The 14311-nt window shown below is 70.2% G+C and carries 15 protein-coding genes; 6 read left to right on the forward strand and 9 right to left on the reverse strand.

What is annotated here, in order from left to right; translation table 11 throughout:
• The first annotated feature begins 50 nt into the window (after window positions 1-50).
• The 4 genes from Adu01nite_RS18730 (at window position 51) to Adu01nite_RS18745 (ending at window position 3887) form a co-directional block, all read left to right on the forward strand.
• Window positions 51-1433 (forward strand): glucose-6-phosphate dehydrogenase, encoded by a 1383-nt coding sequence (locus Adu01nite_RS18730; RefSeq protein ID WP_203728169.1) that lies wholly within the window; start codon window positions 51-53, stop codon window positions 1431-1433.
• A 64-nt stretch (window positions 1434-1497) separates the two neighbouring features.
• The gene (locus tag Adu01nite_RS18735) at window positions 1498-1935 is read left to right on the forward strand and encodes a MarR family winged helix-turn-helix transcriptional regulator (RefSeq protein WP_203728170.1); all 438 of its coding nucleotides are present in this window, start codon (window positions 1498-1500) and stop codon (window positions 1933-1935) included.
• Window positions 1932-3299: an MFS transporter gene (locus tag Adu01nite_RS18740; RefSeq protein ID WP_203728171.1), complete on the forward strand. Its 1368-nt coding sequence runs from the start codon at window positions 1932-1934 to the stop codon at window positions 3297-3299. The genes Adu01nite_RS18735 and Adu01nite_RS18740 overlap by 4 nt, the downstream gene beginning before the upstream one ends.
• A gap of 3 nt (window positions 3300-3302) precedes the next feature.
• Window positions 3303-3887, forward strand: a complete 585-nt coding sequence (locus Adu01nite_RS18745; RefSeq protein WP_203728172.1) for an isochorismatase family protein — start codon at window positions 3303-3305, stop codon at window positions 3885-3887.
• On the opposite strand, the gene Adu01nite_RS18750 is transcribed toward Adu01nite_RS18745, so the two are convergent.
• Genes Adu01nite_RS18750 through Adu01nite_RS18760 form a run of 3 tightly spaced genes read right to left on the reverse strand, consistent with a single transcriptional unit; the run spans window position 3856 to window position 5784 of the window.
• The gene (locus Adu01nite_RS18750) at window positions 3856-4416 is read right to left on the reverse strand and encodes a hypothetical protein (protein WP_203728173.1); all 561 of its coding nucleotides are present in this window, start codon (window positions 4414-4416) and stop codon (window positions 3856-3858) included. The two genes, Adu01nite_RS18745 and Adu01nite_RS18750, sit on opposite strands and share 32 nt — an antisense overlap.
• On the reverse strand, window positions 4413-5021 hold the full coding sequence (locus Adu01nite_RS18755) for a hypothetical protein (RefSeq protein ID WP_203728174.1): 609 nt from the start codon (window positions 5019-5021) through the stop codon (window positions 4413-4415). The genes Adu01nite_RS18750 and Adu01nite_RS18755 overlap by 4 nt, the downstream gene beginning before the upstream one ends.
• 34 nt (window positions 5022-5055) lie before the next feature.
• The gene (locus Adu01nite_RS18760; protein WP_203728175.1) at window positions 5056-5784 is read right to left on the reverse strand and encodes a cobalt-precorrin-6A reductase; all 729 of its coding nucleotides are present in this window, start codon (window positions 5782-5784) and stop codon (window positions 5056-5058) included.
• Window positions 5785-6037: 253 nt separating this feature from the next.
• On the opposite strand from Adu01nite_RS18760, the gene Adu01nite_RS18765 reads away from it, so the two are divergent.
• Complete coding sequence (locus Adu01nite_RS18765; protein WP_203728176.1) at window positions 6038-6382, forward strand: glycosyltransferase; 345 nt, start codon at window positions 6038-6040, stop codon at window positions 6380-6382.
• A 15-nt stretch (window positions 6383-6397) separates the two neighbouring features.
• Here Adu01nite_RS18765 and Adu01nite_RS18770 read toward each other — a convergent pair whose 3' ends face one another.
• Window positions 6398-7069, reverse strand: coding sequence for a helix-turn-helix domain-containing protein (locus tag Adu01nite_RS18770; protein ID WP_203728177.1), 672 nt, complete (start codon window positions 7067-7069; stop codon window positions 6398-6400).
• Window positions 7070-7507: 438 nt separating this feature from the next.
• On the opposite strand from Adu01nite_RS18770, the gene glnII reads away from it, so the two are divergent.
• Window positions 7508-8509 (forward strand): glutamine synthetase GlnII, encoded by a 1002-nt coding sequence (gene glnII / locus Adu01nite_RS18775; RefSeq protein WP_203728178.1) that lies wholly within the window; start codon window positions 7508-7510, stop codon window positions 8507-8509.
• A 51-nt stretch (window positions 8510-8560) separates the two neighbouring features.
• Here glnII and Adu01nite_RS18780 read toward each other — a convergent pair whose 3' ends face one another.
• Genes Adu01nite_RS18780 through Adu01nite_RS18800 form a run of 5 tightly spaced genes read right to left on the reverse strand, consistent with a single transcriptional unit; the run spans window position 8561 to window position 14261 of the window.
• Window positions 8561-8992: a hypothetical protein gene (locus tag Adu01nite_RS18780; protein ID WP_203728179.1), complete on the reverse strand. Its 432-nt coding sequence runs from the start codon at window positions 8990-8992 to the stop codon at window positions 8561-8563.
• A complete protein-coding gene (locus Adu01nite_RS47850) occupies window positions 8961-9704 on the reverse strand; it encodes a response regulator transcription factor (RefSeq protein ID WP_239132518.1) in 744 nt (247 codons plus the stop codon). The genes Adu01nite_RS18780 and Adu01nite_RS47850 overlap by 32 nt, the downstream gene beginning before the upstream one ends.
• A gap of 41 nt (window positions 9705-9745) precedes the next feature.
• Window positions 9746-10684: a non-homologous end-joining DNA ligase gene (ligD, locus tag Adu01nite_RS18790; RefSeq protein ID WP_203728180.1), complete on the reverse strand. Its 939-nt coding sequence runs from the start codon at window positions 10682-10684 to the stop codon at window positions 9746-9748.
• Complete coding sequence (locus Adu01nite_RS18795; RefSeq protein ID WP_438871085.1) at window positions 10685-12409, reverse strand: acyl-CoA dehydrogenase; 1725 nt, start codon at window positions 12407-12409, stop codon at window positions 10685-10687.
• 46 nt (window positions 12410-12455) lie between these two features.
• Window positions 12456-14261, reverse strand: a complete 1806-nt coding sequence (locus tag Adu01nite_RS18800; RefSeq protein ID WP_203728182.1) for a sensor domain-containing diguanylate cyclase — start codon at window positions 14259-14261, stop codon at window positions 12456-12458.
• Window positions 14262-14311: the final 50 nt, after the last annotated feature.

Raw genomic sequence — 14311 nt, forward strand, 5'->3', positions numbered from 1 at the left:
GACGGCGCCGCCCGGTGTGAGCGGGCCCGGCAGCGGGAAAGCTGCCGGTCATGACGGTTTTCGTGCTGTTCGGCGCCACCGGTGACCTGGCCCGGCGGATGGTCCTGCCGGCGTTCTACACGCTCGCCATCGAGGGCCTGCTGCCGGAGAAGTGGATCCTGGTCGGCAACGGCCGCGGCGACGTCTCGCACGAGGATTTCCGCGGCCGGGTCCGGGAGGCGCTCGAGGAGTTCGGGCCGGCGCCCGGCAAGGGGCCGTGGCGCGAGTTCGCCAAGCGGCTGCGGTTCGCCGGCGGCGGCTTCAACACCGACTCACCGGGCAGCCTGCTCGACGTGATCGCCGACGCCCGGGCCGAGGTCGGCCCGAAGGCCCAGCTCGTGCACTACCTGGCGGTGCCGCCGGTGGCCTTCCCGGAGCTCACCAAGGCGCTGGACAAGCACGGCCTGGCCACCGGCGCCCGGGTCGTCTACGAGAAGCCGTTCGGCACCTCGCCGGACGCCTTCCGCAAGCTCAACCGGCAGGTCCACGCCGTGCTGGACGAGTCGCAGGTCTACCGGATCGACCACTTCCTCGGCAAGGAAGCGACCCAGCAGCTGCACGCCATGCGCTTCGCGAACACCGCGTTCAGCGCGCTGTGGAGCCGTGAGCACGTGGAGAGCGTGCAGATCGACGTGCCCGAGACGCTGGGGGTGGACAACCGGGCCGAGTTCTACGACGCCACCGGCGCGGTGCTGGACATGCTGGTCACCCACCTGTTCCAGGTGGCGGCCGAGGTCGCCATGGAGCCGCCGGCCGGACTGTCCGCGGCCGAGCTCCAGTCGGCCCGGGAGACCGTCATCCGCAAATTCCGGCCGATCGACCCGGCCGAGGCGGTGCTCGGCCAGTACGCCGGTTACCAGGACATCAAGGGGGTGGCGTCACGATCGCGGACCGACACGTTCGTCGCCGCCAAGCTGTGGATCGACTCGCCACGATGGAAGGGCGTGCCGTTCCTGTTGCGTACGGGCAAGAAGATGACGGTCAGCGAGCAGCGGGTGAGCCTGGTGTTGCGTACCCCCGGAAAGCCGTTCCCGAAGCTCCCACCGCAATCGAACGTCTTGTCGTTCTCGCTGGCCGGCACCGGTGAGGTCGACCTGTCGCTGCTGGCCAAGCAGCCCGGGATCGCCGACGAGCTGGAGCCGGCCCGGGTCGCGCTCCCGCTGACCAGCGTGCAGGATGCCGACCCGCTCCCGCCGTACTCCCGCCTGATCCACGACGTGCTGGTCGGTGACCGCGCCCTCTTCACCCGGCCGGACGGGCTGTCGGCCGCCTGGAAGGCGGTCCAGCCGCTGCTCGACACCCCGTCGCGCCCGATCTCCTACCCGCTGGGTTCGTGGGGGCCGGCCAAGGCGCGAGGGCTGGCCGCGCCGCACACATGGCTCCTGGGGCAGTAATACGGCAGGCACAACTGATCAGTTCAAACTTGTCAGTTCAGACTGACGAGTTTATGGTTGGGGCATGACAGAGACCCCGGCTTCGGCTCGTCGTGCGGCCAGCGAGGTGCGGACGGTTTACAGCCGTCTGCGCCGCCGGCTTCGCGAGGTCGCCGATCTGGGTGACCTGACCCCCTCGCAGACGTCGGTGCTGAGCCGTCTGTCCAAGGACGGCCCGGCCACCGCGAGCATGCTCGCCACCCTTGAGCGGATCCGCCCGCAGTCGATGGCCGCCCTGGTCGCGGCGCTCGCCGAGCGCGGGCTGATCGACCGCACCCCCGACCCGACCGACGGCCGCCGCCAGCAGATCTCGCTGAGCGAGGCGGGCCGCCAGGTGGTCGAGGGCTCCCGGCGCGAGCGGGAGGAGTGGCTGGCCGAGGCGCTGGCCCGAGACTTCACCGAGGCCGAGCGGCAGACCGTGATCGAGGCGATGGGCCTGCTCGACCGGCTGGCCGGGCAGTGACCGCCGCCGTCGAGGCGCCGCCGCGCACCTTCGACCGGCGGCTGATCCTGCCGCTGGTCCTCGGCTCGATCCTCAACCCGGTCAACTCGTCGATGCTCGCGGTCGCGCTCGTCCCGATCGCGATCACCTTCCACGCCGTGCCCGCCGAGACCGCCTGGCTGGTCTCCGGGCTCTACCTGGCCACCGCCACCGGCCAGCCGGTCGTCGGCCGGCTCGTCGACCGCTACGGTGCCCGGCCGCTCTACCTGGCCGGCGCCGCCGTGGTCGGCATCGCCGGGATCATCGGCACGTTCGCGCCGTCGCTGTGGGTGCTGGTGGCGGCCCGGGTCCTGCTCGGCTTCGGCACCTGCGCGGGTTACCCGGCGGCGATGTATCTGATCCGCCGCTCCGGCGTCGAGAAGCCCGGCGGCCTGCTCACCACCCTCGCCGTCTCGGCACAGACCATCGTCGTGGTCGGCCCGACCCTGGGCGGCCTGCTCATCGGCGCGGCCGGCTGGCGTGCGCTGTTCGCGGTCAACATCCCGCTCGCCGTCCTCTGTCTCGTGCTCGGCGCGATCCTGCTGCCCCGCTCGGACCGGCCGGAGGCCCACGCGCGCCTCGACCACCTGGGCATCGGGCTGTTCGCGGGCACGCTCACCGCGCTGATGCTCTTCCTGATGAGCCCGTCGATCGGGCACCTCTGGCTGCTGCCGCTGACGATCGTCCTCGCCGCCGGCTTCGGGTGGCGCGAGCTGCGTTACGTCGACCCGTTCTTGGACGTACGCGTCTTCGGCGGCAACGCGCCGCTGATCGCCACGTACGTCCGCACCCTGCTCGCCCAGACCGTGGCGTACGCGTTCCTCTACGGCTTCACCCAGTGGCTGGAGGCCGGTCGCGGGCTCAGCGCCGCGCACGCCGGCCTGATCCTGCTGCCGATGTCGCTGGTCGCGATCGGGGTCTCGGCGCTCACCGGCCGGCGCGCCGAGTTCCGCGGCAAGCTGCTGGTCGGCGCGGTCAGCCAGATCGCGGTGGCGGCGCTGATGCTCATCCTGCACGGGGGCAGCGCGCTCTGGCTGCTGGTGCTGATCTCGCTGGTCTGCGGGCTGCCGCAGGGCCTGAACAGCCTGGCCAACCAGAACGCCGTCTACTTCCAGGCCGACCCCGACCGGATGGGCGCGTCGGCCGGCCTGCTGCGCACGTTCGCCTACCTCGGCGCGATGGTCTCCTCGGCCGCCACCGGTGCCTTCTTCAAGCACGGCGCCGACACCGCCGGCCTGCACGACCTCGCCATCTTCCTGCTCGTCGTCGCGACCCTGCTGCTGGTCGTGGTCCTCGCCGACCGGTCCCTGCGCCGGATCGGCACCCCTTCCGATGAAAGGCCCTGAACCATGCCCGTCACCACCCTCGACCCGAAGACCGCCCTGGTCGTCATCGACCTGCAGGGCGGCATCGTGGCCACACCCACCGCCCCGATCGCCGCCCCCGACGTGGTCGCCCGCACCGCATCGCTGGCCGCCGCGTTCCGCGCGCACGGCCTGCCGGTGGTCCTGGTCCGGGTCACCAACCTGGCCGACGGCTCGGACGCGGTCACCGGCCGCATCGACGGCGGCCCGCGCCCGCCGCGCCCCCGCCCCGAGGGCTGGGACGTCATCGCCGAGGACATCACCGGCCCGGGCGACATCGTGGTCACCAAGCGCAACTGGGGTGCCTTCCACGGCACCGACCTCGATCTGCAGCTACGCCGCCGCGGCGTCACCCAGGTCGTGCTGACCGGCATCGCCACCAGCATCGGCGTCGAGTCCACCGCCCGGGCCGCGCACGAGCACAACTACCACGTGACCCTGGCGGTCGACGCGATGACCGACATCGACGAGGTCACCCACCGCAACAGCGTCGAGAAGATCTTCCCCCGCCTCGGCGAGACCGGCACCACCGCCGAGATCATCGAGTTGCTGGCGAAGACCCACGGCTGATCTCGTCGCGGGTCGCGGACACCCAGTCCAGGGCCCGCCCGAGATCCTCGGCGGCGGCGCGTTGCTCCGGATCGGCCCGCGCCGTCGCCGCGCACGCCTCGATCCGCTGGGTGAGGTCGGCGTAGAGGGCCGGGTCCTCGATCCCGGCCGCCGCCGCCTTCTTCTTCCGCTGCTCCGTCACCGAGATCGCCGCCTGCGCCACGATCAGGCCCGCCACCAGCGCGAACGCCAGGGTCAGCGGGGCCGCCGGACGATCGGCGACGAGCAGGATCACCAGCGTGGTGACCAGCCAGGTGGCGGTGCTGAGCACCGGCCACACCCAGTCCTCGGCCTTGCGCATCGGGTTGTACCGCCGGATCGCCGACCGTAACTCATGGTGCACCTGCCCGAGCCGCGCGAACCCCACCCGGTCGGGCCTCTCCGCGATCCAGTCCCGGCACTGCGCGTCGAGCACCACGGCCCGCACCTGCCGATCCAGTCTCTCCAGCCGGCCCTCCACGTCGCCGGCGAAGATGTCCTCGTCCGTCATGCCACCATTCCCCGCCGCTGCTCCGCCGCATGGATCTCCAAAAAGTCGATGGCCTGGCAGAGCAGCAGATCGGCATCCGCGATCCGGCTGACCACCCGGTCCGTGTGCACCAGCCGGGTCAGATGCCCGGCATCCCAGCGCCGCGATCCCACCTGTCGCAGAGCCGCCGACACGAGCCGGACCCGGGCCCGCAGCAGCACCTCGACGACGTCCTCCTTGCCGGCCTCGCCCGCGGCCGGCGCCGGCCCCATCCGTCTGCTGTCGACCGTCCGGGAGAGGCGCCCGGTCACCCAGAGCAGCGCCGGCATGGCCACGGCCAGCGCCAGCACGGTCAGGACGATCACCCAGACGGCCCCGAGACCGACCGCACCGGCCGCCCACGCCACCGCCCAGAGCAGCGGAAACACGAGGGCCGAACTGATCAGCGTGCGACTCCAGGCGGACAGCCCGCCGGCCGCCGCCACCAGCATGCCGTCCAGGCCGCGCACCCGGACCAGCGCCGACGTCACCCAGAAGTCCTCGGGCATCTCCTCGAGCGGGGCCAGCCCGTCCGCCACCAGCGCACGAACACCATTGAGGTCTCCACAGAGCTGACGGCGTGACATAGCCCGAGGGTGCCACCGGCGCGCAACAGCGCGGTTACGCTGAGTCCCGCTTCCGGGTGACCCAGGCCGCCGCCTCGCGCACCGTCGCGACGATCTCCCCGGCCGGCAGCGGCGGCCGATCGACGAGCACGACCGGAATCCCGCGCTCCCGGGCCGCCGCGAGCTTGGCCGCCGGCCCACCACTGTCCTTACTGACCAGCACGTCGATCCGATGACCGGCGAGCAGCTGCCGTTCGCCCTCGAGCGTGAACGGCCCCCGATCCAGGATCACCTCGAGATCGGCCGGCATCGGCGGAGCCGGCGGCTCCACCGACCGCGCCAGGAACCAGCACCCCTCCACCCCGGCGAACGCCGCGATCTCCTGCCGCCCGGTGGTCAGAAAAACCCGCCGGCCGAGCCGGGGAAGAAGAGCGGAAGCTTCCCCAAGATTGGGTACGCGGTGCCAGGCGTCGCCCGCCTCCTCGACCCACCCCGGCCGCCGCAGATGCAGCAGCGGAACCCCGGCGAGCGCCGCCGCCCGGCTCGCGTTGGCACTGATCGTCGCCGCGAACGGATGGGTGGCGTCCACCAGAAGGTCGACGCCACGCCCGGTCAGGAAGCCGGCCAGCCCGTCCGCGCCACCGAACCCGCCGATCCGCACCTCACCCGGCGGCAGCAGCGGCGAGCTGGTCCGCCCGGCGAGCGAACTGATCACGGTGTGCCCCGGCAGCGCCCCCGCGAGGGCCCGGGCATCCGCGGTCCCACCAAGAATCAGGACGATCAAACGTGCGTACCCCGCAATTCATTTCCTTCCCGAATTTCCGGGAGAATACGCCACTCGGGTGGCCCATTCGGAATCGCTGTCCAAACCAGACGGACTACCTGGCCGGCCCGGCCGCATTCCTAAGATCAACACGCCCAAGTCCCCTGGGCACGCTCACCGATCAGCAAGGATTCGCATGACCGCCGGCATGTTCGCACAGCCCCGGCACAGAATACACACAGACAATGCGCTCCCGCTTTCTTCACCGGGTGAATTGACGCGCAAAGTCCGCACCGAGCGACGGCAATTGCGGGTCGCCGCGGTCGTGCCGGCCTACAACGAGGCCGCCGCGATCGCCGACACCATCGCCTCGCTGCGGCGGCAGACCCAGCGCCCGGAGCTGATCGTGGTCGTGCCCAACAACTGCACCGACCACACCGCCGAGGCCGCCACCCGGGCCGGCGCTTACGTGATCGAGTTCCCCGGCCACAACCCGGACAAGAAGGCCGGCGCCATCAACTACGCCCTGGACCGCCTGGAGCCGTACCTGGGCGGCGTCCGAAGCTCCCGCCTGCACCTGACCATCAACGGCAAACCCTTGAATCGGGGCCGCCACTAGCACTCGCGGCGCTGGTCAGGCCGCGTTCTTGACGTGCAGGTCCGTCGGCCGGAAGTCGGGACTCGACGGCCCCTCCGAGTCCGACGACCACCCGGGCGTGGAGCCACCGGTGGCGTGAATGGCCGTCCGGCAGACGTCGGACGTGAACTGGGCGGCCCCGGGTTCGTCGTCCGCGATGACGGTGATCGCGACGGTGACCGTGCCGGCCTCGGCGTCCCTGAAGACCACGGAGTCCCGCATGGACTCGTTGCATTCCTCGAGATTGTGCAGCTCGGCGGTCAGAGCGTCGGCCGCCGAGGCCAGCTCGGCCGAGGTCAGCCGACTGTCGTCCCGATTGCGGACGTCGAACGACATCTTGCACCGGTATCGCGCGGTGAACGTCAGCCGGCGCTGCGGCATCGCGACGCCGCCCTGGGTGATCTCGATGCGGAACTCGAGCCCGGTCGCCCGGGTCAGTTTCGCGAGCGTCATCAACGACGGCGGGTGTTCGCCGGTCTCCAGCCGGGCGATGACGGGTTGTTTGAGACCGGTCTGCTTCGCCAGATCGCGCTGGCTGAGCTGCTGTTCGGTGCGATACCGCACCATCGCCAGCGCTACCTCGCGAGCAAACGCTCCACGATCCCACTCGTCGGCGAAATCCGGGTCAGTCTGCTTGCGTTCCTCGATGACCTGGTCGATGGTCTTCAACTGATCCCCACCGACTCCAGCTTCTTGATCACATTGGCCACGGCGACGGCTTCGCCGCTCGGCAGGGCACCGAGTTCGTCTGCAGCTTGAGGCAACAGCACCGTCGTGAAGGCCATGACCCAAGACGATAACAGAATTGCTATCGCCGACGTTACGCCCGCAGCCGCAGCAATGTCACGGAAACTCAGGCTGAAGAGTGTCCCCGAGATGGGTGACATCCCTCTCCGCCCAGGAGCGGTGAAAGGGTTCGGATCAACTCATCTCGGTCGCGCAGTGGACTCGTCATGGCGGGAGCCTGGCAGGGGCGTACGACAAAAAGCCTTTGCCTTGGCCGGATCGGCCTCCGTTTACCGGCCTGTCATATGGCGGCAATGGTTCGCGACTTTCCGTCCTGAAACGTTTGTCGCGCCAGCGGAAGAACGCCGAGGGAGCTGCGGGATGCCATATCAGGCCGAATACATCTGGATCGATGGCACTAAGCCGTCGCCGTTGCTCAGGAACAAGACCCGCATCGTGGCGGATGGCAAAGAACCCGAAATCTGGGGATTCGACGGATCGAGCACCAATCAGGCGCCCGGTGACCAGTCGGACTGTGTGTTGCGGCCGGTCTACACCTGTCCGGACCCGCTGCGGAACGAGGGCGACATCCTCGTGCTGTGTGATGTCGAATTGACCGACTTCACCCCGCATCCGACCAACACCCGCGCCTTCTGCGTCGCGGCCGCCGAGAAGTACGCCGATCAGGAACCGATGTTCGGCATCGAGCAGGAGTACACGTTCTTCCAGAACGGCCGGCCGCTGGGCTGGCCGGAGAACGGCTACCCGGCGCCGCAGGGGCCGTACTACTGCGGGGTCGGCGGCGAGAAGATGGTCGGCCGCGAGATCGTCGAGGCGCACACCGCCGCGTGCCTGAAGGCGGGGCTCTCGATCGAGGGCACGAACGCCGAGGTCATGATGGGCCAGTGGGAGTTCCAGATCGGGGTCCTGCCGGCTCCGATGATCGGCGACCAGATGTGGGTCGCCCGGTGGCTGTTGCACCGCATCGCCGAGGACTTCGGCGTGGTCGTCTCGTTCGACGCCAAGCCGATGCCCGGTGACTGGAACGGTGCGGGCGCGCACACCAACTTCTCCACCAAGGCCACGATGCAGGGCTACGACGCGATCGTGACCGCGTGCGAGGCGCTGGGGCGGAACGCGGCTGCGCACGTCGAGGCGTACGGTGCCGGGATCAAGGACCGGCTGACCGGTGCGCACGAGACGGCCAGCTGGGAGAACTTCAGCTGGGGCGCCTCCGACCGCGGTGCCTCGGTGCGCATCCCGTGGGCCGTGGAGAAGGCGAAGAAGGGCTGGCTCGAGGACCGTCGCCCGAACGCCAACATGGACCCCTACGTGGTCGCCGGCATGATCATCGAGACCTGCTGCGGGGCTCTCGCCGAGTGATCCATCCGGGGTGAAGGGTCCGTCCTCGTGAGGGCGGACCCTTTTCCGTGCCTAGAAGCGGGCGCTGCGCAGCGGGTCGGGCTCGTCGACCTGGTCGTGCAGCACCTCGAGCACCATCGTGGCCAGGTGCGGCTCCATGCGCGCGTTGCCGCTGGGGTCGGTGGAGATGAACGTCGTGGACATGCCCTTGGCCCGCCACGCCCGCTCGATCGCCGAGTGGGTGCCGCCGATGGCCTTGGCCGACCCGACCACGGCGGTGAGGTCGGCGAACGCGGCACGGCCCGGAGCGGCCAGGGCCACCTGCCGGATGTACTCCGTACGCTTCTCGCCATAACCCCGCAGCAGCGCGATGATCTTCTCCCGCACCACCTCGGGGCTGACCGAAGTTGCGGCGCTGCGTTCGCTGAGCCGGTCCAGAATTGAGCGAGCTTCCTCGATGTCCCCCTCGAGGTCAGGGTTGAAGGTGATCGTCACAGATGCCATGTCTCAGTTGTAGCTCCGATCTATAAAGATCGCAAGTACTATCTTTAAAGATATCTACTTCGGGTGTGCCGCCGAGCCGGTAACCGACCTGGCGGACCGTTGCGATCAGGAACTCGTTGCCCGGTCCCAGCTTGGACCGCAGCCGCCGGACGTGCATGTCCACCGTGCGGTGGCCGCCGGCGAAGTCGTAGCCCCAGACCTCCCGCAGCAGCCGCTCGCGGGTGAAGACCTGCCCCGGATGCAGGGCCAGGAACTTGAGAAGCTCGAACTCCCGGAACGCGAGCGCGACCCGCCGCCCGCCGACGGTGACGCTGAACGAGCGCGGATCGATGGTCAGCCGCCCGGCCTCGATCGGCCCGTCGACGGTCCGGGCGGCCAGCCGCCCGGCCGCCATCTGCAGGCGCGACTGCAGCTCACCGGGCCCGGCGCCGGCCAGCACGATGTCGTCCAGCCCCCAGTCGGCGGTGACCGAGGCCAGCCCCGACTCGGCAACCACCGCGATCAACGGCACCGCCAGGCCGTCGAACCGCAGGGTGCGGCAGGTCTCGCGGGCTTCGCGCGGATGCGGCCGGGCATCCACGAGCACGGCGTCGGTCACCCGGCCGAGCCGATCGTCCGGCCCGACCCGAACCGCATGGTCAAGCAGCTCGAGCGCCGGCAGCGGCTGACCCCAGCGCCCCGGTGACCCCGGAACCAGCAGCAGAATCTCCACAGGAAGCAGCCTGCCCCGCCCGTGTTTCGATCAAGGGCGTCCTAGTCCTCCGGGGGTGTCTCCAGGCCGTCGCGCTCGGCCCACTCCAGCAGGGTGGTCAGGTCGTATGCGGTGTCGTCGATCGTGGCGTGCAGGTCGCCCAGGCGGGTGAAGCGGTCCGGGACCGTCTTGATGGTGAAGTCGTGCGGGTCGGCGTCGGGGATCTCGGACCACTCGATCGGGGTGGAGACCGTGCCGGCCGCCACGCCGCGCACCGAGTAGGCGCTCGCGATCGTGTGGTCTCGGGCGTTCTGGTTGTAGTCGACGAACAGCTTGGCCGGGTCGCGGTCCTTGCGCCACCACGTGGTCGTGACGTCGTCGGGGGCGCGGCGCTCGACCTCGCGGGCGAACGCCAGGGCCGCCCGGCGCACCTCGCCGAACTCCCACTCCGGCTTGATCCGCACGTAGATGTGCAGGCCCCGGCCGCCGGACGTCTTCGGGTAGCCGGTGATGCCGAGGTCGTCGAGCACCTCGCGGGCCACCGCGGCGACCCGGCGGACCCGGTCGTAGGTGCAGTCCGGCATCGGGTCGAGGTCGATCCGCCACTCGTCGGGCTTCTCGGTGTCGGCTCGGCGCGAGTTCCACGGGTGGAACTCGACGGTCGACATCTGTACCGCCCAGATCACGTCGGCCAGTTTCGTCACGCACAGCTCGTCGGCGTGCCGGTGGTATCGCGGAAAGGTCACCCGGACCGTCTCCAGCCAGGGCGGCGCGCCGTTCGGCACGCGCTTCTGGTGGACCTTCTCGCCGGCCAGGCCGGACGGGAAGCGGTGCAGCATGCACGGCCGCTCGCGCAGCGCCCGGACGATCCCGTCGCCGACCGCGAGGTAGTAGTTGACCAGGTCGAGCTTGGTCAGCCCGAGGTCGGGGAAGTAGATCCGGTCGGGGTTGGAGATGCGGACCTCGAGGTCGCCGGCCTGGACCGTGGTCGCGCTGCCCACCTAGAACACCTGCGGGTCGAGGTCGGCGAGCAGCGTGTCCCGCGAGTCGAGCAGGTCGAGCAGCGGGCCGGTGCGTGGCAGTTCGTGGGTGACGAAGTAGCGGGCGGCCAGCCGCTTGCCTTCGTAGAATTTGTCGGTTTTGTCCCCGACGGCCGCGGCCTGCTCCAGCCACATCCAGGCGATCACCAGGTGACCGACGGCGTCGAGGTAGGCCGTCGAGTTGGCCAGCGCCACCGTCGGGTTGCCGTCGGCCCACAGCTTGGCGGTGGTGGCCGCGACCCGATCGGCCGCCGCGAGCACGGGTTTGCCGAGCTCGCTGTCCGAAGCCGTCGCGCGGATCCGATCCAGCAGCAGCGCCAGGCCCGCGCCGTCGCGCATCAGGACCTTGCGGCCGAGCAGGTCGAGGCCCTGGATGCCGTCGGTGCCCTCGTGGATCGAGTTGAGCCGGTTGTCCCGGTAGAACTGCTCGACCGGATATTCGCGCGTGTAGCCGTAGCCGCCGTGGATCTGGATCGCGTGATCGTTGGCGAGCCGGCACCACTGCGACGGCCACGCCTTCACGATCGGCGTCAGCACGTCGAGGAGCAGGTCGTTCTCGGCCGAGGGCTGGTCCAGCAGCTTCGCCGCATAGAGCACAAGAGCGAGACCCCCTTCGACGTACGTCTTGGAGGCGAGCAACATGCGACGGACATCCGGGTGCTCGATGATCGGCACCGGCGGCGCGGCCGGGTCCTTGGCCGCGACCGGCCGCCCCTGCAGCCGCTCCCGGGCATACGCGAGGGCGTGCAGGTAACCCGTGTAGCCGAGGGCCACCGCGCCCGAGCCCACCCCGATCCGCGCCTCGTTCATCATGTGGAACATGTAGGCGAGGCCGTGCCCCTCCCTGCCCACCAGGTAGCCGGTCGCGTCGTCGAAGGAGAGCACCGCGTTGGTGGTGCCCCGGTAGCCCATCTTGTGGTTGAGCCCGGCCAGGGCGACGCCGTTGCGGTCGCCGACCGTGCCGTCCGCGGCGACGTGGTGCTTGGGCACGATGAACAGCGACAGGCTCTTCACGCCGGGCGGGGCGCCGGCCACCCGGGCCAGCACCAGGTGCACGATCGTCTCGCTCAGCTCGTGGTCGCCGCCGGAGATCCACATCTTGCTGCCGGTGACCCGGTAGCTGCCGTCGCCGGCCGGCACCGCCTTGGTGGTCACGTCGCTCAGCGAGGAGCCGGCCTGCGGCTCGGACAGGCACATCGTGCCGGTGAACCGGCCGTCCAGGATCGGCTTCGCGTACGTCTCGATCTGCTCCGGCGTGCCGTGCGCGAGCAGCAGGCTGGCGTTGCCGATGGACAGCATCGGGTAGGCCGAGGTGCCGGTGTTCGCCGCCTGGAACCACAGGAAGCAGGCCCGGGCCACCACGTGCGGCAACTGCATGCCACCGACCTCGGCATCCATGTTCGCCGAGATCAGGCCGGTCTCGTTGAACGCCTTCAGCGCCGCCGCGACCTCCGGGATGATCGTCACCCGCTCGCCGTCGAAGGTCGGCTCCTCGAGATCGTTGCGCCGGTTGTGCGGGGCGAAATCCCGCTCGGCGATCCGGGCGGACACGTCGAGGAACGCGTCGAACGTCTCCCGGGAGTGCTCGGCGAAGCGCTCCCGCGAGGTCAGCGCCTCGACGTCGAGCCACTCGTAGAGCAGGAAGTCGAGGTCACGCCGGGACAGGATCCGGGACACCGCAGGCACCGCCGTTTCGCGCTCGCTGGGGGCTTCAGACCCCCAGTGTGCCCTCTCACGGCTCGGCGCGGTGCCTCCCGGACACCCCCGCGACGACCGGCTCGCGCAGTGCCCGGCTGCCGCCGGCCTTCTTGATCGTGTACATCGCGTGGTCGGCGGCGCGCAGCGCCTCGTCCGGGTCGCAGGAGTGCGGGGCCAGGTGCACGCCGACGCTCGCGCCGATCCGCACCTCGTTGCCGTCGATCATGAACGGAGCCTCGATCGCGGAGCGGATCCGGGCGCTGGTGGCCTCGACCGAACCCGGGTCGAGCACGCCCGGCATCAGGACCACGAACTCGTCGCCGCCGACCCGGGAGAGCACGTCGTTCTCCCGGACGCAGGCGCTGAGCCGGGCCGCGACCTGGCGCAGGAGTTCGTCGCCGGCCTCGTGGCCGTGCGCGTCGTTGACCGGCTTGAAGCCGTCCAGGTCGACGAAGAGCACCGCGACCGCGTCGAACGGCAGCGACGCGCCCAGCACGTCCTGCATCCGCCGCCGGTTCGGCAGGCCGGTCAGCGCGTCGTGCTGCGCCTCGAACTCCAGCCGCTCCTGGAACGCCCGGTTCTCGGACACGTCCCGGGCGTTGATCACCACGCCGGCCAGCGCCGGGTTGCCCATCTGGTTGGACGCGGTGAACTCGAACCAGCGGTACTCGCCGGTGGCCGGCCGGACCCGGCACTGCAGCCGGATCACCGCGTCCTTCTCGTTCAGCAGCATCCCGAACTGCTGCATCATGTACGGCCGGTCCTCGGGATGGATGATGTCGAAGACGCTGGTGCCGACCAGCTTGCCGGTCCCGAAGCCGAGGATCGCGGCGCCGCTCGGGCTGGAGAACGCGATCCGCCCGTCCGCGTCGAGCACCGACACCAGGTCGGGGGCGTGCTGGAAGAGGGCCTGGAACCGCTCGTCGGAGCGGCGGCGCTGCAGCATCGTGCGGTACCCGAGGATCGACACCGCGGCCACGCCGATCAGCAGCATGGCGAGCAGGGTCATGTTCAGGGTCTGGCTCTTGGCGTGCACCGCACCGTCGAACGACTGGCGGGTCTGCGTCCGCACGTAGGCGTAGCCGCCCGGCAGCTGCCCGACCACGATCGCGATCATCTTGGTCGAGCCGGCCGTGTACTCGACGAACGTGCCGCTCGCCGGGGCGGCGGCGATCGCCGACCGGATCGCCGAGTCCACCGTCGTGCCCACGTCGGCGGCGTTGTCGGTGGCCGCGATGGTGCCGGCCGCGTCGACCACCACGGTGGTGTGGGTGTCGTCCTTGAGCGTCTCCAGGTATTGCTGGAGCGAGGTGGAGGCGACCGCGTTCAGGCCGATCAGCAGCCCGGCGGCGCTGCCGCCGACGGTGATCGGCACCGCCACCGCCTCGAGGTAGGTGCCGTTCACGTTCATGATCGAGGAGAAGCCGGGCTGGCCGGCCAGGAGCGCGGCGCGCAGCGGTTTCCAGGCGGCGTCGGTGGCCGACGGCAGACCGGTGGTGCGGCTCGCGGTGAGCACGGTGCCGCTGAGGTCGGTGATCAGCGCGCCGTAGGAGAAGGTCGAGCTCTTGGTCACCAGCGTGGCCAGGGTCGCCTTGTCGGCCGCGCTGTTCTTACCCAGGTGCAGCGTGTGGTCGCCGAGGAAGGAGGCCAGCTCCTTCGCCGAGAGCAACTGCAGCTGCTTGGTGAGAGTGCCGTTGTTGACCGCGAGTGCCTGCGAGTCGTTGCGGTGCACCGCGTCGGCCGCACGCAGCGCCGACCGGTTGACCAGGATGCCGACCGTCCCCGCCGCGGCCAGCAAAAGCACACTGACCACTACCGCGATCCAGTTTCGCAGCCGCATGGTGAACACCTCCTCGCAGCCAGTGATCGGCCGGTGGCGCTCGACCTGAA

Source organism: Paractinoplanes durhamensis (assembly GCF_016862175.1).
GTDB classification, from domain to species: Bacteria; Actinomycetota; Actinomycetes; order Mycobacteriales; family Micromonosporaceae; genus Actinoplanes; species Actinoplanes durhamensis.